General features: G+C 37.6%; 19 protein-coding genes and 2 tRNA genes. 18 read left to right on the forward strand and 3 right to left on the reverse strand.

Going from position 1 to position 21,302, the window contains the following annotated elements; all coding sequences use genetic code 11:
- Positions 1-141 precede the first annotated feature (141 nt).
- Positions 142-2,730 (reverse strand): leucine--tRNA ligase, encoded by a 2,589-nt coding sequence (gene leuS / locus GQR44_RS15800; RefSeq protein ID WP_166372670.1) that lies wholly within the window; start codon positions 2,728-2,730, stop codon positions 142-144.
- A 224-nt stretch (positions 2,731-2,954) separates the two neighbouring features.
- Here leuS and GQR44_RS15805 point away from each other — a divergent pair, with 224 nt between their 5' ends.
- From GQR44_RS15805 to GQR44_RS15845, 9 genes are all read left to right on the forward strand, one after another.
- Positions 2,955-3,593, forward strand: coding sequence for a PilZ domain-containing protein (locus GQR44_RS15805; protein ID WP_166372671.1), 639 nt, complete (start codon positions 2,955-2,957; stop codon positions 3,591-3,593).
- Between the two features lie 131 nt (positions 3,594-3,724).
- Positions 3,725-3,815 (forward strand) — tRNA-Ser (locus tag GQR44_RS15810).
- 411 nt (positions 3,816-4,226) lie between these two features.
- Complete coding sequence (locus GQR44_RS15815) at positions 4,227-4,487, forward strand: DUF4282 domain-containing protein (RefSeq protein ID WP_166372672.1); 261 nt, start codon at positions 4,227-4,229, stop codon at positions 4,485-4,487.
- A gap of 462 nt (positions 4,488-4,949) precedes the next feature.
- Positions 4,950-5,936 (forward strand): hypothetical protein, encoded by a 987-nt coding sequence (locus GQR44_RS15820; RefSeq protein WP_240923683.1) that lies wholly within the window; start codon positions 4,950-4,952, stop codon positions 5,934-5,936.
- Between the two features lie 215 nt (positions 5,937-6,151).
- A tRNA-Ser gene (locus tag GQR44_RS15825) sits at positions 6,152-6,242 on the forward strand.
- A gap of 214 nt (positions 6,243-6,456) precedes the next feature.
- Complete coding sequence (locus GQR44_RS15830) at positions 6,457-6,972, forward strand: DUF1003 domain-containing protein (protein WP_166372673.1); 516 nt, start codon at positions 6,457-6,459, stop codon at positions 6,970-6,972.
- A 158-nt stretch (positions 6,973-7,130) separates the two neighbouring features.
- Positions 7,131-7,598, forward strand: a complete 468-nt coding sequence (locus GQR44_RS15835; protein ID WP_166372674.1) for a DUF2127 domain-containing protein — start codon at positions 7,131-7,133, stop codon at positions 7,596-7,598.
- Between the two features lie 96 nt (positions 7,599-7,694).
- Entirely contained in the window at positions 7,695-8,255 is a 561-nt protein-coding gene (locus GQR44_RS15840; protein ID WP_166372675.1) for a bifunctional adenosylcobinamide kinase/adenosylcobinamide-phosphate guanylyltransferase, read from the forward strand.
- A gap of 167 nt (positions 8,256-8,422) precedes the next feature.
- The gene (locus GQR44_RS15845) at positions 8,423-9,037 is read left to right on the forward strand and encodes an FKBP-type peptidyl-prolyl cis-trans isomerase (protein WP_166372676.1); all 615 of its coding nucleotides are present in this window, start codon (positions 8,423-8,425) and stop codon (positions 9,035-9,037) included.
- A gap of 340 nt (positions 9,038-9,377) precedes the next feature.
- Here GQR44_RS15845 and GQR44_RS15850 read toward each other — a convergent pair whose 3' ends face one another.
- A complete protein-coding gene (locus GQR44_RS15850) occupies positions 9,378-10,364 on the reverse strand; it encodes a cobalamin biosynthesis protein (RefSeq protein WP_166372677.1) in 987 nt (328 codons plus the stop codon).
- Positions 10,364-11,059, reverse strand: a complete 696-nt coding sequence (gene mtnN, locus GQR44_RS15855) for a 5'-methylthioadenosine/S-adenosylhomocysteine nucleosidase (RefSeq protein WP_166372678.1) — start codon at positions 11,057-11,059, stop codon at positions 10,364-10,366. The genes GQR44_RS15850 and mtnN overlap by 1 nt, the downstream gene beginning before the upstream one ends.
- A gap of 421 nt (positions 11,060-11,480) precedes the next feature.
- On the opposite strand from mtnN, the gene tyrS reads away from it, so the two are divergent.
- The 9 genes from tyrS to GQR44_RS15900 all read left to right on the forward strand — a co-directional run bounded on the left by tyrS (position 11,481) and on the right by GQR44_RS15900 (position 21,277).
- The gene (gene tyrS, locus GQR44_RS15860) at positions 11,481-12,752 is read left to right on the forward strand and encodes a tyrosine--tRNA ligase (protein WP_166372679.1); all 1,272 of its coding nucleotides are present in this window, start codon (positions 11,481-11,483) and stop codon (positions 12,750-12,752) included.
- A gap of 11 nt (positions 12,753-12,763) precedes the next feature.
- Entirely contained in the window at positions 12,764-13,444 is a 681-nt protein-coding gene (locus tag GQR44_RS15865) for a hypothetical protein (protein ID WP_166372680.1), read from the forward strand.
- Between the two features lie 458 nt (positions 13,445-13,902).
- Positions 13,903-14,319, forward strand: coding sequence for a cupredoxin domain-containing protein (locus GQR44_RS15870; protein WP_166372681.1), 417 nt, complete (start codon positions 13,903-13,905; stop codon positions 14,317-14,319).
- 4 nt (positions 14,320-14,323) lie between these two features.
- Positions 14,324-15,196: an FTR1 family protein gene (locus GQR44_RS15875; RefSeq protein WP_166372682.1), complete on the forward strand. Its 873-nt coding sequence runs from the start codon at positions 14,324-14,326 to the stop codon at positions 15,194-15,196.
- 124 nt (positions 15,197-15,320) lie between these two features.
- Complete coding sequence (locus GQR44_RS15880) at positions 15,321-16,652, forward strand: imelysin family protein (RefSeq protein ID WP_205963098.1); 1,332 nt, start codon at positions 15,321-15,323, stop codon at positions 16,650-16,652.
- Between the two features lie 136 nt (positions 16,653-16,788).
- Positions 16,789-18,189, forward strand: a complete 1,401-nt coding sequence (locus tag GQR44_RS15885; RefSeq protein ID WP_166372684.1) for a di-heme oxidoredictase family protein — start codon at positions 16,789-16,791, stop codon at positions 18,187-18,189.
- Positions 18,186-19,217 carry a hypothetical protein gene (locus GQR44_RS15890; RefSeq protein ID WP_166372685.1) on the forward strand — a complete coding sequence of 344 codons (1,032 nt, stop codon included), beginning with the start codon at positions 18,186-18,188 and terminating at the stop codon, positions 19,215-19,217. Before GQR44_RS15885 ends, GQR44_RS15890 begins: the two co-directional genes overlap by 4 nt.
- Positions 19,201-20,115, forward strand: coding sequence for a sterol desaturase family protein (locus tag GQR44_RS15895; RefSeq protein ID WP_166372686.1), 915 nt, complete (start codon positions 19,201-19,203; stop codon positions 20,113-20,115). Before GQR44_RS15890 ends, GQR44_RS15895 begins: the two co-directional genes overlap by 17 nt.
- A gap of 1 nt (position 20,116) precedes the next feature.
- Positions 20,117-21,277, forward strand: a complete 1,161-nt coding sequence (locus GQR44_RS15900) for a cytochrome c peroxidase (protein WP_166372687.1) — start codon at positions 20,117-20,119, stop codon at positions 21,275-21,277.
- Positions 21,278-21,302 lie beyond the last annotated feature (25 nt).

Genomic DNA, 21,302 nt, shown 5'->3' on the forward strand with positions numbered 1-21,302 from the left:
ACCCCTCAATCTAATTAAATAAAGTGAGAGGTTTGTTAAAATAAACGAGTAATGCTCGCTATTAAAGTATTACTTATTAACGTTAATTACTCATTAATTCTACTTACTAACAGCTCGTTAGCAATGATTAATTAGCAACGATTAATTGGCAACAATGTTAAGTAGTTTACCGGGTACATAAATAATTTTACGCACCGTTTTATCTTCAGTAAATTTGCTAACATTCTCATCTGCATTAGCAAGTGCTTCAACATCTGCTTGTGTTGCATCAGCAGCGACAGTTAATTTTGCACGCAGCTTGCCATTTACCTGAACAATAATCAGTTTTGAATCTTCAACTAGTGCTGATTCATCAACCGTTGGCCAAGGTGCTGACAAAATGTCATCTTCTGAGCCTAGTAGGGTGAATAACTCAGCACAAATATGTGGAGTGATAGGCGATAACATTTTAGTCACTGCTACTAATGCTTCTTGTAAAATAGCACGATCTTGCGCTGCTTCAGTTGGCGCTTTAGCTAGTTTGTTCATCAACTCCATAACTGCTGCAATCGCAGTATTAAAGGTTTGACGACGACCGACATCATCGCTTACTTTAGCAATAGTTTTATGTAACTCACGACGTAAAGTTTTTTGATCATTGTTGAACGCTTTAATATCTAAGGTCGCTACTTCACCTAACGCTACATGTTCAAATGCTAATCTCCATAAGCGTTTAAGGAAACGTAATGAGCCTTCCAATGCGGAGTCCGACCACTCTAATGTTTGTTCTGCAGGTGCTGCAAACATCATGAATAAACGTACGCTGTCTGCGCCGTATTTATCAATCATCACCTGTGGGTCAATCCCATTATTTTTTGATTTAGACATTTTACTCATGCCATCATAAATAAGGACTTGTCCTGCGGCTGTCTTAGCAGAAATAACTTTACCTTTAGCATCAGTTTCCGTGATTGCTTCAGTTGGAGATACCCAAACTTTACCGCCTTTAGCATCTTCATAGTAATAAGCATCTGCTAATACCATACCTTGCGTTAGCAATTTTTTGTAAGGTTCATCACAATCTACTAGTCCAAAATCACGTAGTAATTTATGGAAAAAGCGTGAGTATAAAAGATGTAAAATAGCGTGTTCAATACCACCAATGTATTGATCAACCGGTAACCAGTAATTCGCTTTAGCTGGGTCTAACATTTTATCGTCACTTTGCGGTGAGCAATAGCGTGCGTAATACCAGCTTGATTCCATAAAGGTATCAAACGTATCAGTTTCATGAGTCGCAGGTTGGCCGTTATAAGTCGTTTTAGCCCACTCTAGGTCCGCTTTGATAGGCGAAACAATGCCGTTCATGGTGACATCTTCAGGTAACACAACCGGTAATTGATCTTCGGGTACAGGTACAACAGTACCATCTTCAAGTGTTAATGTTGGGATTGGCGCACCCCAGTAACGTTGGCGAGAAACACCCCAGTCACGTAAACGGAAGTTAACTTGTCTTTTGCCTTTATTCTCACTTACTAATCGTGTTTCTACCGCATCAAATGCTGCAGTAAAGTCTAAGCCATCTAATGCAGTAAATTCACCAGAATTAAAACAAACACCTTTTTCTGTATAAGCTTCGTTACTTACATCTACATCTGCATCAGCAGGTTTGATCACGGCTTTAATATCCAGACCGTACTCTTTGGCAAACTCGTAATCGCGTTGATCATGAGCCGGCACCGACATAACCGCACCAGAACCATAACCCATTAATACAAAGTTAGCCGTCCAAATAGGTACTTCTTGTCCAGTGATCGGGTGGATCGCTTTTAAGCCTGTATCAACACCTTCTTTAGGCATAGTTGCTAATTCAGCTTCCGCTAATTTAACGTTCTTACAGCTTTCACAAAATGCGGCTAATGCCGGATTAGATTTTGCAGCTTCTAGTGCAAGTGGATGCTGTGCAGCGACAGCAACGTAAGTTACTCCCATAACGGTATCTGGACGAGTAGTATAAACAGAGAAACTTTGATCGCTGTTTGCTACTTTAAAGTCCATCTCAATACCTTCTGAGCGACCAATCCAGTTACGTTGCATAGTACGTACTTGCTCAGGCCATTCGTCTAGTTGATCTAAATCGTCTAATAATTCTTGTGCATAGGCAGTAATTTTTATGAACCACTGTGGAATTTGTTTTTGCTCAACAACTGCACCAGAACGCCAGCCGCGACCGTCAATAACTTGCTCGTTAGCGAGAACAGTTTGGTCTACAGGATCCCAGTTAACCGTTGCCATTTTTTTGTACACTAAGTCTTTTTCTAATAATTTAGTGAAAAACCACTGTTCCCAACGGTAATATTCCGGTTGGCATGTTGCTAACTCACGACTCCAGTCATAACCAAAACCTAACTGTTTAAGCTGTGTTTTCATGTAAGCAATGTTTTCATATGTCCAACCTGCTGGTGCAGTGTTGTTTTTAAGTGCAGCGTTCTCTGCAGGTAAGCCAAATGCATCCCAACCCATTGGTTGCATTACATTTTTTCCTTGCATACGTTGAAAGCGAGAAACTACGTCACCTATGGTATAATTACGCACGTGTCCCATGTGTAACTTGCCGCTTGGATATGGAAACATTGAGAGGCAGTAATATTTTTCTTTTGATGGATCTTCTGTCGCTTTAAATGATTGATTGTCATCCCAATACTTTTGGAATTTCGCTTCAATTTCTTTAGGGTTGTATAATTCTTGCATATTCAGTCTGCCTGCAATCAAAAATGGAATGATAATGATGCGCTAGGATACAGGAGCAGGCGCTTGGCAACAATATTTATGAAGAATGAAGCTGATTTTTTTAAAAAAAATGAATTAATGAGAACAAGAACGGTCAAAAATGATAATTAATTGATCATAATATCTGAAAATTGTCGTAAGGTTATATAGTTAAGGATTTCCCCGACTTTAAACATGGAGGCCACGTGGCTAAATTACATCAAGAGTTACTAGTAAACGATCAAGAGTTCGAGCTGCTATCTGAAATGTTGCTTGAAACTGAAATCATGAATGGTAAAGAACATAAGTATGATATCTCAGGTCAATCCGGTGGCAAAGAAGCGCTATTGTTTCAGCTTGGGTTAGCAGATGATTTGCAATTAGTTGCAAATTACGGCGATCACCACCTTGTTTTTCCAGTACAAATGGAAATGGGTGACTTCAGTAATTTTAGCATGTCATTAAAGTCTCCAAAAATTTATGAAACAGGTGAACATTTACGTTCTTGGCGTTTAGCTGCCGACAAAACCATGAGTATTGTTAATGAGGCAGGTGAGCTCTTGCCTTATCATGTTAAAGACTTATCCGCGTCAGGTATTTCATTATTAATTGAAGATGATGAGAATGCTGCACTACCCGAAGTCCTTAATAACCTGTATCTACAATTACCAGACCGTGAACGCCTGCCTATTTGTGGTTCGCAAATTCGACGTATCGATCAGCATACTGTTGCTTATTCATTGGGTAAAGGAACAGACGATGAGGTGTTATCTTCATTAACTGAATACTTATTCGAATGCCATGCCGAGCAACATCCTGAAGCGCATATAAGTCGATTTAAGTAATTGTTTTGTTTGTAATTTAATCTCAATGTTGTTTATTTAAACTGTTTGTTCGATTATTCGGCAAACAGTTTTTTTTTGTTAAAATAAACTTTACAAGCAAGCCTTTAAGTCTGTATTATTCGTTCCGTTCCGGAGGGGTGGCAGAGCGGCTGAATGCACTGGTCTTGAAAACCAGCGAGGGTTAATAGCTCTCCGAGAGTTCAAATCTCTCCTCCTCCGCCACATTAAAAAAACCACTTGCAGTTTTACTGCAAGTGGTTTTTTGCTTTTTGAATATAAAATTTTAAAACAATTAAAAAATTCAAATCTCTCCAACATCATCTTCTTTAAAATGATCTTCTAGTAATCTTAGTCTCCTTAATCGTTAAAATATAATTTCTGCATTGTATCCAACCTTAATAATGAACTGTCTACCACTTTAAATATTCATTATTGGCTATTTTATTTACTTTTGTGTGATTTATTTGTTGCCTTGATATTAAAGTTAAGTAATATATAAATGCTTTTAAATCATCAACTTTTTCCTACTTTTCTTGGTTAAAGTGATGTTTTATAAGAACAATCAATATTGGGCTTATAATAACTCCACAGCCTGACCTAAATAGACTGGAGTTAATTAAAAAGGATTTACCTGTGAAAGATATATTTTTCTTTGATTCAATGCTAACACCTAAAATAATTACATTTATATATTGGCTACTTTTATTGTCAGCAGTCATCACTGGTTTTATCACTATGTTTAGTGGTTACTCAGGTTTAACATTTTTTACTTTTCTAATGGGAATGCTATATATGGTTGGCGGGGCTGTTGGCGCACGAATTTGGTGTGAATTACTGATTGTCTTATTTAAAATTCACGAAAACTTACAGAAAATTGCTAATAAGTCAGAGTAACTAGTCTCATATCTAAATAGGTGTCGCTTATCGACACCTTTAAACCTCCTTCTTTATTTCGTTAAATTATCAAATGTAGAATACTAATTAGTTGAGCTTAATTGAGTAATAATATTTTTATCATTGTTAAAGCTAATTAGTATTTTTAACAATGAACCATATATACTCGATGTGTTATTTTGTTCTTTACTACGATTTCATTTAATATTTTAGCCTTTTAAATTCAGTTATTTATAATATAAAACCGAACGATTAATTTTTTAGGTTAATAATGTCTATTTATTTGTTGGTGATCTCATAAAGATAATAAGCATTTATATCCATTTTCGATTTATATTAAATGACTTTTCAGTGTGAAATTTAAAAAGTAGGCCTAATGTAATTGCGCTTATTCGTTATACTTTTTTAATTATTTCGCTTTAGGTATCTCCTTTTAGTTAATTTACTTTTGTAAGGTATTTAATGATAAAAAGATCCATTTATTCAATTGCTTTCGTCAGTATTATTATTATCGTCATACTAGCGTCGATTGCTACTCAGCAACTTTATAGTTCGAAAGTAGGCACGTTAGATATTTCACTTAAAGAGATATCTGGTATTGAATATGATAAAAATGGCAATTTGTGGGGGATTAATGACGGGGATAATAGTGCGCAATTACATCAAATAGAAAAAGATGGTAGCGTCAGTAGAAGTATTACTATTACTAATGCTAAAAATCTAGATTGGGAAGATATGACTCAAGATGATTTTGGCCATTTTTTTATCGGCGATTTTGGTAATAATGACAATATACGAAAATGGTTTACTATTTATAAAATTGAAAGCCCTATTGATATTAAAGGCACTGAGACTGAAGCTGAAATAATTAAGTTTACTTTTCCAAAACAATTACATTACCCCCCTAAAGCCTCAGAGAAAAACTTTGATTTTGAAGCCTTTGTCTTTTACAAAAAACATCTTTATATGTTTTCAAAAAATCGCACTAAACCTTTCGATGGTGATACTAATTTATATCGAATAGGGGACCATGCCGATAACTATGAAGCCGAGTTTGTTAGTAACTTTAATACCTGCACAACTTTAGAAGAGCTTTGCTGGATAACGTCGGCTGCATTGAGCCCTGATAGAACTAAATTAATTTTATTGGATTCAGAACGGTTATGGTTATTTGAAAATTGGCAAGGTGATGACTTTTTCTCAGGTGATGCCTATAAAATAAATTTAGGAATCGTTACTCAAAAAGAAGCGGTTACATTTTTTGATAATAATACGGTTATTTTTACTGATGAAGAATTCAATGGAATAGGGCGCAACTATTACATGATTCAACTCGATAAAGTAAAGAAAGAGAAAATAATTAAGAAGGAAGTAATTGAATCCGATGTGCAAAATAAGCCTTTAAAAGATGAATCTATAAAAAATGAACCTGTAAAAATAGAAGAATGAGTTTAGCAATAAATTACAGCCCTAAATCATCTAGTGTGACTTCTATTTTTCGAACTGCATTCTCACAAAAAATATAATGGCTGTTTTTTCTCATGGATAAAAGGCTAATAGGGGGTAATTTATTAATGCTGTTGGTTTATCCGACAGTTAGTCTCTTTTAAGGCTCAATTATTTTACACTCAAATTATTTTACTATACTATTCCTTTCGTTCTGCGGAGGGGTGGCAGAGCGGCTGAATGCACTGGTCTTGAAAACCAGCGAGGGTTAATAGCTCTCCGAGAGTTCAAATCTCTCCTCCTCCGCCACATTGAGAAGCCTTTTTTCGTTTTAAAAGATTATTACCTACTGCTTTAAAACCAAATTCTCTGCCGTTTAATGTTCATAAATTTATATAATCATCAGCTTTTTCTTATGTTAAATTAAACGATTTTTTATTTTTTGTCTCCCGTCCACACTTGTATGGTTTGCATTTTGTTTGTGTTATTTTGTTCTCCCTATCTTTTATACCAAGGAGTCAATATGGCGCAGGAACCACAACAGAATAATCGTTATCAATTTCGGTTTCATAAACCCTTTGCACACCTTTTTCCTGTATTTGGAAATGATTGGTTCTCTCTAAAAGCAGAGCAGTTTGCTCGTTTTTTTGGTACACCAGTTTTTCTAGTATCTCAAACGGTGGTGGTGGCTGCTTGGATTGCATTGAATCTACTGGGTGTGTTTTCCTTTGATTTATATCCCTTTATTCTATTAAATCTCGCGTTTAGTTTGCAGGCGGCTTACGCTGCACCGTTGATATTGTTAGCACAAACTAGACAAGCGGATAGAGATAAAGCACAAGCGGAAGCTGATGCACTCCATCGAGAAGAGTTATCGTTAGCAAGTGAAAAAAGAGAATTATTATCTAATCAGCAAACAGAGAAATTGCTTGAGTTGATGGAACAGAATACTATGCTCACGGAAGTGACAAGGGAGTTAAGTGAACGTGTTGAGTTATTAACGCAGGAAATTCACAAGCGTATAGTCAAAGATAACTAACTCAATCACAGTAAATAATTTTATTAGTTTGATGAATCAAACTATTAACGTTTTGTGTTGTAAATTTTGCGAAAGGCGTTACGAAAAAAGCGACCACGTATCAAGTTGCTTTTTCGTTTCAATTTGTTCCTTTGTGATTGTTTAATAAAGAGATTATTATGGCATCACCCCAAAAAGGGTTAAAAGCCGTTGCTATTTTAGAGGCAACAAAAGGCATACTGGCATTATTAGTCGGATTGGGGTTACATGTGTTGGCTGGTGAAAACTTACAAATGGTAGCCGAAGCGATTGTGGATCACTTACATTTAAACCCGACTAGTGAATTACCAAGCATATTTATTCATGCAGCGAGCACAATAACAGACAGTAACGTTAAAATTTTTGCCATCGCGGCGGTATTTTATTCGGTTGTTCGTTTTATTGAAGCCTATGGTTTATGGCGTAGTTTTGTATGGATTGAATGGTTTGCATTTTTAAGTGGCGCCATTTATTTACCCTTCGAAATTTATGAAATAGTGGCTCACCTGAGTTATTTAGCTATTGCTATGTTTTTAATTAATATAGTCGTAGTTTGGTATATGGCGCGGACATTGTGGCAGGGTTATCGACATCGTAGACCTACTTAGTAAACTATTAGCAATGATATAAAAAATATGTTTGATCTGTAGGTAACCTCATTTTTATAATAAAAAATGGTTTTTTTAATAAATAAAGGAATGAGCATGATCCAATTATTTATTGGCGGAGTGCGAAGCGGTAAAAGTGATGCTGCTGAGAATTTAGTCAATATGCTACTAGAACAAAACCCAATTTTAAAACCAGCCTATATAGCCACAAGTTTAAGTGTAGGGGAGGAAAGCATTGAACGCATAGAAAGTCATAAAGTAATGCGCCAGAAGCGTTTTCAACAGGCAGTGACAACCTATGAGCTAAATTATTTACAAAAAGATTTATTGTCTGTATTGGCCGAGCTGAATCATCCTGAAAATATTGTGCTCATCGAATGTCTTTCAACATGGGTTGGTTGGTATTTGACGGTGAGTGATTCTTTGCAAGACAACTTGATAGTTTTTGGTGTTCAACAGGAAGCTTTTCTCACTTTTCTGAAACAAGCACAATGCCATATAGTGATTGTAACAGGGGAGGTTGGTTGCGGATTAATTGGTGAAACTACTTTACAAAGACGCTATGCTGATAAATTAGGTGAATTAAATCAAAGAGTCGCTGCCTTGTCTGAACATGTTTTTTTATTAACCGCGGGTATTCAACAAGTGCTTAAATAAAAGCGAATAGTCTTATTAAGATTGCTTAATGTCGGGCACATAAATTTAATTATTTTAAAAAAATATAATTTTTTGTGATTTTTCCCTTTAAATCTTATTTTTGCTCCCCATATTATTAATTAACCTAGATGGGGAAACCCAAAATTCATTAAAAAAAGAGAAATATTATGTCTGAATATACGACTCAAGAGCAACAAGCAAGTTACGGTATTGGTTTACAAATGGGTGAGCAACTTGCTTCAAATCCTTTTGAAGGCCTAGAGATCTCAGCAGTTTCTGCTGGTATTGCTGATGCTTTTGCTGGCGCAGAAAGTAAAGTTTCTCAAGAAGATCTACAAGCGGCTTTCCAAGTGATTTCTACACGTATGCAAGCAGCTGCGGCAGAGCAAGCTAAAGTATTAGGCGCAGCTGGCGAAGCATTCCTAGCTGAAAACGCGAAGAAAGAAGGCGTTGTTGTAACTGAATCTGGTCTTCAATATGAAGTTATTGCAGAAGGCGAAGGCGAAAAAGCAACAGCTGAATCTACAGTAAGCGTTCATTACCACGGTTCTTTAATCGATGGCACTGTATTTGACAGTTCAGTTGAACGTGGTCAACCTGCAGAATTCCCAGTTGGCGGTGTTATCGCTGGTTGGACTGAAGCACTACAGTTAATGTCTCCTGGTGGCAAAATGAAATTAGCTATCCCTGCAGACCTAGCATACGGCGAACGTGGCGCAGGTGCTGCAATCGGTCCACATGCAACATTAGTATTTGAAGTTGAATTATTAGCAATCAAATAATTGATTGATTAAATTAATCTTCTAACATGGTGTGTTAGGCGAATCAAAAAAGCCCTTATTGGTTATCCGCTAAGGGTTTTTTTATAGGTAAATTTAATGGAGGAACGGTTAAAACCTTTATTGATGTATCTGTTAACTTTTTATCTCTATAACAATGTATCTCGTTAAATATTTCTGTCTTCCTAATCACTTAACGTTACTTTTTAAATACTTAAACTGGTAGTCGATACATCTACATTAATACGCTGTTAACTGCCTAAATTAACCTGCTTGAGATTGGTTAAGTTTGGTTATTGTTGATAACCACTCATCCATTATTTTGAGTTTACTTTAGTTACTGTTAATACCCACCGCTAAAATACTCAAGTAGCTGTGGTAAAAACTCATAGCCGGTTATGCACAGCAGCCAAAACCACGCACTTAAGCTTAAGCGCTGTGCTGCTAATGATAGCGTCTCTAAATCAGGTGTGTTGTTTTGAGCGCTAGTATTGCCTAGTTTAGTAAACGTAATTTTATCGGTTTCATAGATCCTTACCCCACCTAATTGCGTTTGAATACTCAATGCAAAACTACTAAGTAGAAGTCCAGAGGAAAAGTGATGCCAATCTGCGCTTTGCTTAAACTTAGTGACGATTCCGGTTAAGGGTCTGTCGTAGAGTGGAAAAGTAAAACTTAATAATAGGTGTACTGGCATCTGTAGTAGTGTGGTGATAAAAGAAGCTATTTGCCCAAGAACATTGAATTGAGCTAATTTACAATTCCATTGTTGAGCACATATTGTGAGTAATTGATAAAATAATGCACCGTAAATGCCGCTCGCCAAGTACCAAAAAATCACACCGAACCAACCATTAGCAAGACGTAATACCAATGATTCAATCATCGCTTTGTAAATGCCTAATAGCGAAAGTGGTTTGGTATCACGTAAAGTAAGTTGTGCGAGTAATAACTTTGCTTTTGCTAAGTTATTACCTTGTAAGTTATTACTAATGCTTTGATAAATTTGTATTTTATCGTGCCAAGATAACAGTACATAGATAACGACAAAGTCGATAATAAAAGGTTTATAAACCACTAAATATAGCTGACTTATGATCAATGCAATGGGAAAAAAAATGAGAGTAAATGCCAGTAAACTCGCTAAGCGCTTATACCCATCACTGCGTTCCGGCAAGTTCACTTTCTTACCTATTTCTTGAAAAATAAGTGAAAAAGCCGAAAGTGGGTTAAGGTCGGTAGGCAGTGAAAAGAAAAACGAACACAGCGCAGCAAAAATAAAGCTGAAGTAAATGCTGTGTTGTTCAAATAGCGCTAAAGCAGTTTCCATTAATTCAATCTATCTACAATCGCAGCTACTAAAGTAGAAGCATTTTTAGCGGCAACAGGTAAAAACTCTTCAAAAGACAGTTCTGATTTTTTACCGGCAATGTCAGAGAGAGAACGAATGATCACAAAAGGTACTGAAAATTGGAAACAAACTTGCGCTATCGCTGCGGCCTCCATTTCACAGGCTGCCATAGTAGGGAAGTTCTCGCGTGCGATAGCCGCTTTGGTTGGGTCAGCCATAAAAATATCACCGGTACAAATTAACCCTTTAATAATATTCAATCCAGGTAATGTGCTAGCAGCCTGCTCTGCTACGTCAATCAAAGCTGGTGTTGCTTCAAAAGCGGCTGGTAATTGTGCCATTTGTCCTATTTCATAACCAAAAGCAGTTAAATCTACATCGTGAAAACGCACTTCTGTTGAAATTACAATATCACCGACGTTTAAAGCAGGATCAAAACCACCGGCAGAACCTGTATTAATAATGGTATCTGGTGCAAATTTTTCTAATAATAGGGTAGTTGCGACTGCAGCTGCTACTTTACCAATCCCCGATTTTGTTAGAATGACTTGTTTTCCGTTAAGGTCACCTTGGTAAAACTCACAACCCGCCACTTTTGTGGTGATCACGTTATTCATCGCGGATTTAAGGATGCTAACTTCTTCATCCATTGCGCCAATAATGCCTATTTTCATATCTTCTTCTCTTTGTTATCTTAATTAAAACGTAATGCTAACATATACCCGTTACCATTCAATATGCAAAAATCAGCAAGCCGTGAAGTGGGTGGGTTCTGAGCATAAAGGTGAAAGTCTTGTAGCTTAAATTATGATATTTATAACAGAATCAAATATGTCCACCTCAAAACTTGCCCTGCGGGTCGCTAACTCGAAAACCAATCCTGTGTTGTAACATTCGACAAGGAATGGCCATTTTCTTCATGTTACGCCTTGTCTTGGTGTCCGAGTTAGTGACTGAATAATACATTTTGATTAGTAACGGGTATATAGTTTGTTATATCTTCACTCTAAGGTTTTTTTGTGGCAACTAACTGTGTAAAATCTCGCATAATTATTTATATTATAAGCAGTAAACTAGCAAACTAGGAAAAAATAAATGAATGCCTTACTCGAAGATTTAAAAGCGCGCGGCCTAATTGCCCAAACAACCGCAGATGAAGAACTACATGAACATTTATCGAGTGCAAGCCGTACTTTGTATTGTGGCTTTGATCCTACTGCTGATAGCTTACACATTGGTAGCTTAGTGCCTTTATTAATCCTTAAACGTTTTCAGGAAGCAGGCCACAAACCTTTAGCTTTAGTGGGCGGTGCAACTGGTTTAATTGGTGACCCAAGCTTTAAAGCGGCAGAGCGTAAATTAAACAGTGATGAAATTGTCGGTAACTGGGTGGATTCAATTAAAAAACAAGTTAGTGCTTTTATTGAGTTTGGTGAGCACGATAATGCAGCTGAAGTGGTGAACAATCTAGATTGGATCGGGAAAATGGATAGCATTTCATTTTTACGTGATGTAGGTAAACACTTCAGTGTTAATGCCATGATCCAAAAAGAATCTGTAAAACAACGAATTGACCGTGAAGGTGCAGGTATTTCATTTACTGAATTCAGCTACATGTTATTACAATCTTATGATTTTGCTGCATTGAATAAAGAAAAAGCCTGTACGTTACAAATCGGTGGTTCTGATCAATGGGGTAATATTACCGGCGGTATCGACTTAACTCGTCGTATGAATCAAGAAAAAGTGTTTGGTATTACTATGCCATTAGTGACTAAAGCAGATGGCACTAAGTTCGGTAAGACTGAGTCTGGTACTATTTGGTTAGACCCGACTAAAACATCGCCATACGCATTTTTTCAATTTTGGATCACCACGCTAGATGCTGATGTTTACAAATTTTTACGCTACTTTACCTTCTTATCAATTGAAGAAATTGCAGCAATAGAAGAGACAGATAAAACAATCAAAGGGCGTCCACAAGGCCAAGCTATTTTAGCGCGTGAAGTAACACGTTTAGTACATGGTGAAGAAGGGTTAGCATCTGCTGAGCGTATTACTGAAGCATTATTCTCTGGGAACTTAAGTAGCTTAAGTGAGTCTGATTTAGCGCAATTAGCACAGGATGGACTACCAGCGACTGAAGTGACGACAGACAGTGCTTCAATTGTTGAATTATTAACAAGTTGTGAATTAGCGGCATCAAATAAAATGGCCCGCGAATTTGTTAATAACGGTGCTGTAATGGTTAATGGTGACAAAGTCACCGATACAGAAGCAACTATCGAAAAAGTAGATGCTTTATTTGCTCGTTACACATTAATAAAACGTGGTAAGCGTTTATTTAACTTATTTATTTGGAAATAAAAGTGAATAATATGATTTTAAAAAACTCATTATTAAAAGTATCAATCGGCTCATTAGTTAGTGCATTTTCTTTATCGGCGATCGCTGCTGATAATACTGACACTTGGGTTGATATGAGTGACCCGACTGCGGTTTATTCTAATGCGAGTATTGGTGGTGGTAATGAAGGTATTGATTTATCTGCTACCTACGGTGGTTATTTAAGTGGTGTTTATAAACATAGCTTTACCGTTGCAGCCAAGCAAGATTTTGATTTTTATGAAGTCAATTATCTGTTATTAAATTCAGCCACTAAATCAGGTGTCACTTTTGATAGCACATGGGATAAAGATATTCGTATAGATCATACTGATTATGATGATGTGAATGATACCTCTGCCGGTGTATTTGCTAAGCTTGGTTATTTGAATAACCGTTTAAACTTTTATCCTAAAATAAGTGTTGGTTTTATGTGGGCAAACCACATGGAAGATACAACTTATGTAAAATTTGATGCGACAACGCGTTATAGCTTTGACCGTCGTTTTTGGGTTGGTATTACACCAACCTATGCGCATGGTATGAAGGGCGTTAATTTCAACGAGTGGACAGCAACCATTGATGCCGGTGCACAATTGTCTGATTCATTTGGGGTTAGTTTAAGTGCTAATGACGATGAAGAATTTACCGCTAACGTTACCTTTGCTTTTTAATAGATAGCAGTTCTACTAAGCGGACAATGTTAAATTAAGCCTTGTGTTAATTAAACATTGTACATCCAATACTAAAAGCCTGAATCTTATTCAGGTTTTTTTTGCTTTAAAATAAATAATATTAAGCATCTAATTTTAAATGACCGATTTAAGATTGGTGTCAGTTCAGCGTTAAAACCTGACTAAAGAAAATAGCTAATCACTTCAATCGATGTATTGGATTAAACGTGATGCTAAGTCCTACCTAATGTAAAAGCTAATTGAATTAGCTTAAATGCACTTAACTATTATTAATCATTCATAAATAATATTAATCATCGATAAAAAATAGGCGTGTATTTACTTGCGCGGTATTGCTAATGATAATCGGAATCGTTATCATGTTGCTTTGTGAGAGTTCGGTTTTTATCATCTTACATTATAAACAATTTTTCACTGACAATATTTGGATATTTTTAATGAAGTTTACCCAAACTGTATTTATCGCATTATTTTTTGCACTTATTACCACTAAATCATCGGCTGAAACGAGCCAATCCACAACAAGTGTAGAAACAGATAGCAATGGCTTCAGCCAAACCTTTAATGACCCTCGCTATACCAAATTAAAAACTTACCTTATTGAAATGAAAGACGGTGAGTTGATCCCTGCACAACTAGTGATCCCAGAGAAAACTAAAATTCGTCTTGTGGTCCGTAATATTGGTAATAAACCTGCGGAATTTGAAAGCAATCAATTACGCCAAGAAAAAGTGTTATTCATGGGGGCGGAGACAACCTTAGTGATTATCCCATTAGATGCTGGCAGTTATGATTATTTTGATGATTTTGCGCCAGCAACACACGGTAAAATTATTGTTAAAGCAAAAGGGTAAATAAATGGGACAAACAATTTTTGTTGTCTGTAGAGAGAGCATTGAAGCACTCTTAGTGATCGGAATTCTTTATGCTTGGATGGATGGAAGAGCGGACGCTACAACAGGTAAAAAATGGTTGTTTTCCGGCGTGTTAGCTGGTTTTGGTTTGGCGGCATTATTGACGTTAACACTGATTGGTGTATCAGATTTATTAGGCGGCGAAGGGCGTGCTTGGTTTGAAATCGGCATGTTGGCATTTGCCAGTGCCTTGATTGTTCAAATGGTGATGTGGATGCGGGTTCATGGTCGCACCTTGAAAAAAGAGCTGGAAACAGGATTAGAAAAAAGCCTGCAAGGTAAAAAAAGTTGGTGGGGCGTATTTTTCTTAGCAATGATTGCGGTAGGTCGTGAAGGTTCTGAAACCGTTATGTTCCTTTATGGTTCTCTTTTACAACTTGGTACGCTTGCTTCTTACATTAGCTTTTTCACTGCGGTGGCAATTGGTCTAGCACTTGCGATGGTGTTGTTCTATGCATTGCAAATAGGCGGTCGATTTATTTCTTGGAAATGGTTCTTTCGCGTAACCGAAATTATGTTGCTTTTCCTTGGTTCGGCACTGTTTTTGACTGCATCAGAAAAGTTATTAAGCGGCCCTTTAGCGGCGACAGATTTACCGAGTTGGTTATACAGCAACATGTGGGACATGAGCAGTGTATTAAGCGATGGTTCTATTTTTGGGAACTTACTGGCTTCGTTATTTGCTTATCGTTCACAACCCATTGGTTGGGATGTGGCAGTGCTAGGTACTTATTGGCTGGTGGTCATGGTAATACTGAAGTGGCAATCTAAAGACAAAACTATTGCTATTGCTCAAGTGACAGCAGAACAAGTTTAAACAAACTATTTATAACAAATTGCAGAATACGATTAACTAAGTTGCAGGAAGCAATTAACCCAGTGAGTTTTATTCATCAATTTAAAACTCACTAACGTTTTAATGTACATCAGGAGTAATGAAAGTGAAGAAAACAATTTTAAGTACCATTATCGCAGGCGCTGTATTAGCTTTTTCTGTACCAAGCCAAGCAGCTGTTTCACAGAGTGATAAATTAGCAACCTTGTCTACCTATGCAAGCATTGCTTCTGTTAACTATTCAGATGCTGTTAAAGATGCAAAAGCATTACAAGTTGCGATTAGTGCTTTTACTGCAAAACCAACTGCAGAATCATTACAAGCAGCTAAAGATGCTTGGTTAGTGTCTCGTGAAAGCTACGGTACAACAGAAATTTTCCGCCTTTCAAATGGTCCTATCGATGCTGAAGATGGTTGGGTAGCTGAAACCTATGGTGGTGTTGAAGGTGAGCTTAACTCTTGGCCGCTAGATGAAAACATGATCGATTACACAATTGATGCTAATAACAAGCGCACTAGTGGCAATATTATTGATACTAAAGGTTTATTCACGCCAGGCGGAGAAGATGTTACTGCGGTAGACGTGACAACAATCACACCTGCGGTATTAGGCGACTTAAACACAAATGGTGGCGATGCAAACGTTGCTGCAGGTTACCACGCCATTGAATTTATGCTCTGGGGACAAGATCAAGATTACAATAACATGATTGAAGATGCTATCAGCAACGGTGCAATGACTGCTGGACAACGTCCACTGTCTGACTTCACCACTGATAAATTAGCAAAACGTCGTCTTGATTACCTTAATGCTGTCGCAGCTAAAATGGTTGATGATTTATCAGTCGTATCTAGCGCTTGGGAAGCCAACGTAAGTGGTGATAAAGGGCTATACCGTGCTGCTTTATTAGATAAATTAACAGGCGAGCAAAAATCTAAAAATATTGAACCTGCTACTTCTTTAAAACAAATTTTTGCCGGTGTTGGTGTTTTCTCTAAATCAGAATTAGCTAACGAACGTATTGCCGTTGCAGTATTAACGCCAAGTGAAGAAGACGAGCATTCATGTTTCTCTGATAATACACACCGTGATATCGCATTAAACTATCAAGGTATTAAAAACGTATTATTAGGTGAATACAAAGGTAAAAAAGTAGGTCCTGCTTTTATCGATAATGTATCAGATGAAGAGCAAGCTGAAATTGCTAAACTGATGGCTGATATTGAAATGCGTATTGCTAAAATTAATACATTAGCAACAACGACTATGCATTTTGATTACCAGATTCGTCCAGAAAATGAAGAAAGTGTACAAAACATTGTTACGCTTAAAAACCAACTACGTCGTCTAGGTGATCAAATGGTGATTGTTTCTAAAGCCTATGGTATTTCGTTAACAACAAATGATGTTACCGATGCAGAAGAAACACAACTATAAAGCGATGAACTGATAGCTGTTGTTATTGAAGTTAATGACCTTCTAGCATTAATTAGAAGGGCATTATGATAAACGCCACTAGCCGAAATCGGTCGGTGGCGTTTCTCGTCCCAGTCATTTATTTTGAAAGTGATGTATGAAAATTAATGGTAGTAAGGTCTCGGAGTATCTGCTTCGAAGTGTATTTTTGTTTTTAGCATGCAGCCATTTTGCCCATAGTGAAGCGAGCAATGTCAATATAGAACAATTTACTAATGCGGCCGGTAGTAAACCTTTTTCTGTTCCTATGAAAATGACAGATACAGAGTTTGACCAGTATATTCTGGGGCGTTCTTTTTTCACTATCCCATGGGTTGAAGCACCGAGTGCAACTACTGCACGAGACGGGTTAGGTCCTCATTTTAGCGCCAATACCTGCGCCAGTTGTCACATCAATAACGGTAGTGCGCCGACGCTCAGTGATACAAACCAACCCTTACGCAGTTTAGTCTTCAAGTTAACTCAGCCAAGTAAACATTCATTACGTTGGTTAGTAAATAATATAGATACCCCTATGCATGATAATGTGCCGGATCCCATTTATGGTGTGCAGGTATCAATAAGAGGCAACGGTAAAGTAAAACCAGAAGCGCAAACAAGATTAAAAATCGAATCAATACCTTTTACATATCCTGATGGTGAATCACTTATGTTAACTAAGTTTATTCCTTATTTAGATAAGTTAGGTTATGGGCCATTAGCTGAAGAAACAACTATTTCGCTAAGGCAACCTCCTGTTTTGGCTGGTTTACGATTAATAGAGCAAGTTTCAAATGAAGATATCCTTGCGTGGGAAGACCCATCAGATGATAATGCTGACGGAATTAGTGGCCGTGCGAATTGGTTAAACTCCCCACAGCAAGATGAAAAAATATTAGGGCGAATGAATTGGAAAGCTAGTGCTGCCAATATTATTGCGCAAACGGCAAACGCTGCAGCACATGATCTTGGTTTAACTAACCCTTCTTTTCCTGATGAGCTTTGCCAACCTGCACAAGCTGACTGTATAGCGGCACCTAAAGGAGACAATACAAGGTTAGGAAGTTTAGACTTACCTATGTTGCGTTTACAAGCGATTACCTCTTTTATTAGAGACCATAAAGCACCTAAAACCGTCAGGTTAGATGCGCAAGGTCAGCAAGGTAAAAAACTATTTACAGAAATTGGCTGTGCTAGTTGTCATCGTTCGACATTAAGCACAACGAAAGGCGTTAAATTCCATCCTTATTCTGATTTACTGTTGCATGATATGGGGGAACTGTTAAAAGATGGGCGTCCAGAATTCCTTGCCACTGAGCGTGAGTACCGCACTGCGCCTTTATGGGGAGTAGGTGAACGGGTTCGAGCACAACATCGTTTTTTACATGATGCACGCGCGAAAACACCGGAAGAGGCAATTCTTTGGCACGGTGGAGAAGCTGAAAAGGCAAAATCAACATTTATACAATTAGACCAAGCACAGCGCTTGGCCTTGTTACACTTTTTGGAGCAATTATGAAAATTTTTACCCCCCTGTCAATTCTGTGTTTACTGAGTGTGCCAGCGCTAAGTCATGCTGAGCAGACTAATACGGTGGTCAATGATGCAGAGGTCAATAATGAAGTGGTGAAAGACCCTTATGCTTCTATTTACGACAATGTGCTGCAGCATAATGCCGATAACGCAGTGCTATATTGCGCAGAGTTACAAACTTCGTTAGAAAGCAAATCAAGTGATGTGCGTCACCAAGCATTTGTGCAACTTGCGGAAGGGTGGGGACGAGTACAAGCTAGTTATATTCTTGGTGACTACGACATGAATGCAATGGATTACCCATTAATGGTGGATTACTTCCATAGTGGTAATGAAGATATTCATGAAAGCATTGAACGTCTAGTGGGGCGTGACTCAAAACCGTCAACCGCATTATATAAAAATTCATATAAAACCATGGGCGCAATCGACTCTGTTATGTTCAGCGGTGAATGGTCTGAACGCAGAAAAGCCTTTGCTGAAGTAATGGTCGCGAACGTTTGTAAGCGATTTATACAAATTAGTGATGGCTATAAAGCCAATCGTGATGAATTTCTTTTTGATGTAGATAGAGGTTTGTCTTTAGTTGTGAATGCTGAGATTGAGCATATTTATAAAACAAGAGATTGGCGTATTGCTCAAGTCAGTGGGTTAACAAAAGCTAATCTTGGTGAGACTAAACCAGAGCATCAACAATACCCTTACAGCGAAGCATCTTGGGCATTTATCGGTGGGGTTTTAGAAACTAATAGACAATTGTTAGCGGAAGACCAGCAACCTAACGTGGCAACTATTGCCTATGAAAAACATGGTAAAGAGGGGATTAATGCAGTGCAAGCCGCGTTAGAAAACTCATTACTTGCTTATAAAAACACACCTGCAGACCATAATTTTAATTTAAACGACATGATCCCAATTTTCCAGGGATTGTTAGATGTTCAAAAAGCCTTTTATAGACATTTAGTGAGTCAGATTGGCGTATCGGCGAATTTAATCGATGCAGATGGCGATTGATACACCTTTAGCGGCATTTATGAATGGTAGTGACCGCATATTCTGGGGCTACCTTGTTGTTAGCGGGATCATTGCCATTGTTTGGTATGTCTTCAAAGTGGGGGCTATTTCAGCACCCCAATTAAAGGCTTATTGGTTTAATGCTGACTCAAAATTAGATTATCGTTATTTTGTATTTAATTGGGTATTCAAGGCACTGTTTATTGTGCCTGTTTTACTGTCAGCGAACACGGTTGCGCTGTCGACGCTGAATTGGTTGAACTCGATATCGGATCCCTTGTTTTTGTCCTGGTATTATCGCGATATTATTGTCGCGTACACTTTCAGTTTATTTGTACTTGGCGATTTTAGTCGCTATTGGTTGCATCGTTGGTTACATACTAATCGATGGTTATGGAAGTTTCATCAGGTACATCATAGTGCTGAATCATTGAACCCATTGACATTTTATCGCTTACATCCTGTGGAAATCATGTTGTTTGCACTACGTAATGCATTGGTTGCTGGTGTTGTTACAGGCATTTTTGTTTTTTGTTTTGGCGCGCGTATTAATCTTTATTCGGTATTAGGTGGCAATGCCTTTGTTGTGATCCTATTTTCTTTTACTGGCAACCTGAGACATAGCCATATTCGCTTGAGTTATGGGCGTTGGTTAGAGCGTTTATTAATATCGCCAGCACAACATCAGGTGCACCATCAACAGAAATATATACACAAAAATTTAGGCAGCATCTTAGCCTTGTGGGATTGGCTCTTTGGTACATTAAGGCTATCAAAAGACGTTCCTTTAGATCAAAAATTTGGTTTAGGGCGCGGTAAAAGAGAAAAATTTGATGGCATTATAAAAATTATTATTCAGCCATTTTTTGATATTTACAGAAGTATTAGACGGAATTGAAATGAAAAAAATATTTTATTGTTTACTCGCATTAATCGCTTGCACAAACGTAGCTAACGCCGCTGGTCAATTGACTGAAGCACAATTAGGACAAATCTTGTTTCTTGACTCTAACTTTTCTGTTAATCGTACTATGTCTTGCGCAACTTGCCATGATCCTTCGAAAAGTTTTAGTGACCACCGTGAAAATGTAGGACTTGGTATGGTTTCATTAGGAGACGACACTAAATCTCTCGGTACGCGTAATACTCCCATGGCAACATACGCCAACACATCACCATCATTTCATTTTGATGAAGTATTAAAAGAGTATGTTGGAGGGCAATTTTTAGATGGTCGTGCTAACACATTATCTGACCAGGCAATGGGGCCGCCACTTAACCCTGTTGAAATGGCCTTACCCGATGCCGAAACGCTCGTTAAACGCTTACAAGAAAACCCTTTCTACGTGTCTACTTTTAAGCGCTTATACGGTGAAACCGTATTTGACTCAAAGCAATCAGATACAGTTTTGCCTGCTTTTGATGGTTTTTCACGTGCACTACAAGCATTTGAAAAAACAGATGCCTTCTCTAGTTATGACAGTAAATATGATCGCTTCCTAAAAGGCGAGTACGACCTGACAGTCTTAGAAGATCTTGGGCGTACTTTATTCTTCTCGAATAACAATGTTAACTGTAATAGTTGCCACATGTTAAAAACTGAAGACAGCCCAAAAGAACCATTTACGAATCATCAGTATCGTAATATAGGTGTGCCTTCTAATGATCAATTATTAGCATTAGGTCATATAAAAGAAGACTTTATTGACCACGGTTTATTAGAGAACCCAGCAGTTGATGACCCAAAATATGATGGTAAGTTTAAAAACCCGTCGTTACGTAATGTCGCAGTGACAGCACCTTACATGCATAATGGTGTGTTTAAAGAGTTGCGAACGGTGATGGAGTTTTATGATCATTACAATAATACAGAACGCACTATTAATCCTGAAACTGGTAAACCTTGGCGTTCACCAGAAGTGCCTACGACCGTTGATAAAGAAGATCTTACCGCTCATGCTTTAACAGATCGGAAAATAGATGCCTTAGTTGCCTTTATGAAAACGTTAACGGATAAACGCTTCGAACCTTTATTGATGCTTGATAAGAAGTCGAAATAAAATTAACTCAGTAATTATTGTTATG

The organism is Psychromonas sp. SA13A (assembly GCF_011378715.1).
Lineage (GTDB): Bacteria > Pseudomonadota > Gammaproteobacteria > Enterobacterales > Psychromonadaceae > Psychromonas.

What these genes read in the sequence shown, in the direction of transcription:
- leuS (WP_166372670.1), bottom strand. Translation starts at nt 2,730, where the DNA reads ATGCAAGAATTATACAACCCTAAAGAAATTGAAGCGAAATTCCAAAAG.
- GQR44_RS15820 (WP_240923683.1), top strand. Translation starts at nt 4,950, where the DNA reads ATGATAAAAAGATCCATTTATTCAATTGCTTTCGTCAGTATTATTATT.
- GQR44_RS15830 (WP_166372673.1), top strand. Translation starts at nt 6,457, where the DNA reads ATGGCGCAGGAACCACAACAGAATAATCGTTATCAATTTCGGTTTCAT.
- GQR44_RS15835 (WP_166372674.1), top strand. Translation starts at nt 7,131, where the DNA reads ATGGCATCACCCCAAAAAGGGTTAAAAGCCGTTGCTATTTTAGAGGCA.
- GQR44_RS15840 (WP_166372675.1), top strand. Translation starts at nt 7,695, where the DNA reads ATGATCCAATTATTTATTGGCGGAGTGCGAAGCGGTAAAAGTGATGCT.
- GQR44_RS15845 (WP_166372676.1), top strand. Translation starts at nt 8,423, where the DNA reads ATGTCTGAATATACGACTCAAGAGCAACAAGCAAGTTACGGTATTGGT.
- GQR44_RS15850 (WP_166372677.1), bottom strand. Translation starts at nt 10,364, where the DNA reads ATGGAAACTGCTTTAGCGCTATTTGAACAACACAGCATTTACTTCAGC.
- mtnN (WP_166372678.1), bottom strand. Translation starts at nt 11,059, where the DNA reads ATGAAAATAGGCATTATTGGCGCAATGGATGAAGAAGTTAGCATCCTT.
- tyrS (WP_166372679.1), top strand. Translation starts at nt 11,481, where the DNA reads ATGAATGCCTTACTCGAAGATTTAAAAGCGCGCGGCCTAATTGCCCAA.
- GQR44_RS15865 (WP_166372680.1), top strand. Translation starts at nt 12,764, where the DNA reads ATGATTTTAAAAAACTCATTATTAAAAGTATCAATCGGCTCATTAGTT.
- GQR44_RS15870 (WP_166372681.1), top strand. Translation starts at nt 13,903, where the DNA reads ATGAAGTTTACCCAAACTGTATTTATCGCATTATTTTTTGCACTTATT.
- GQR44_RS15875 (WP_166372682.1), top strand. Translation starts at nt 14,324, where the DNA reads ATGGGACAAACAATTTTTGTTGTCTGTAGAGAGAGCATTGAAGCACTC.
- GQR44_RS15885 (WP_166372684.1), top strand. Translation starts at nt 16,789, where the DNA reads ATGAAAATTAATGGTAGTAAGGTCTCGGAGTATCTGCTTCGAAGTGTA.
- GQR44_RS15890 (WP_166372685.1), top strand. Translation starts at nt 18,186, where the DNA reads ATGAAAATTTTTACCCCCCTGTCAATTCTGTGTTTACTGAGTGTGCCA.
- GQR44_RS15895 (WP_166372686.1), top strand. Translation starts at nt 19,201, where the DNA reads ATGCAGATGGCGATTGATACACCTTTAGCGGCATTTATGAATGGTAGT.
- GQR44_RS15900 (WP_166372687.1), top strand. Translation starts at nt 20,117, where the DNA reads ATGAAAAAAATATTTTATTGTTTACTCGCATTAATCGCTTGCACAAAC.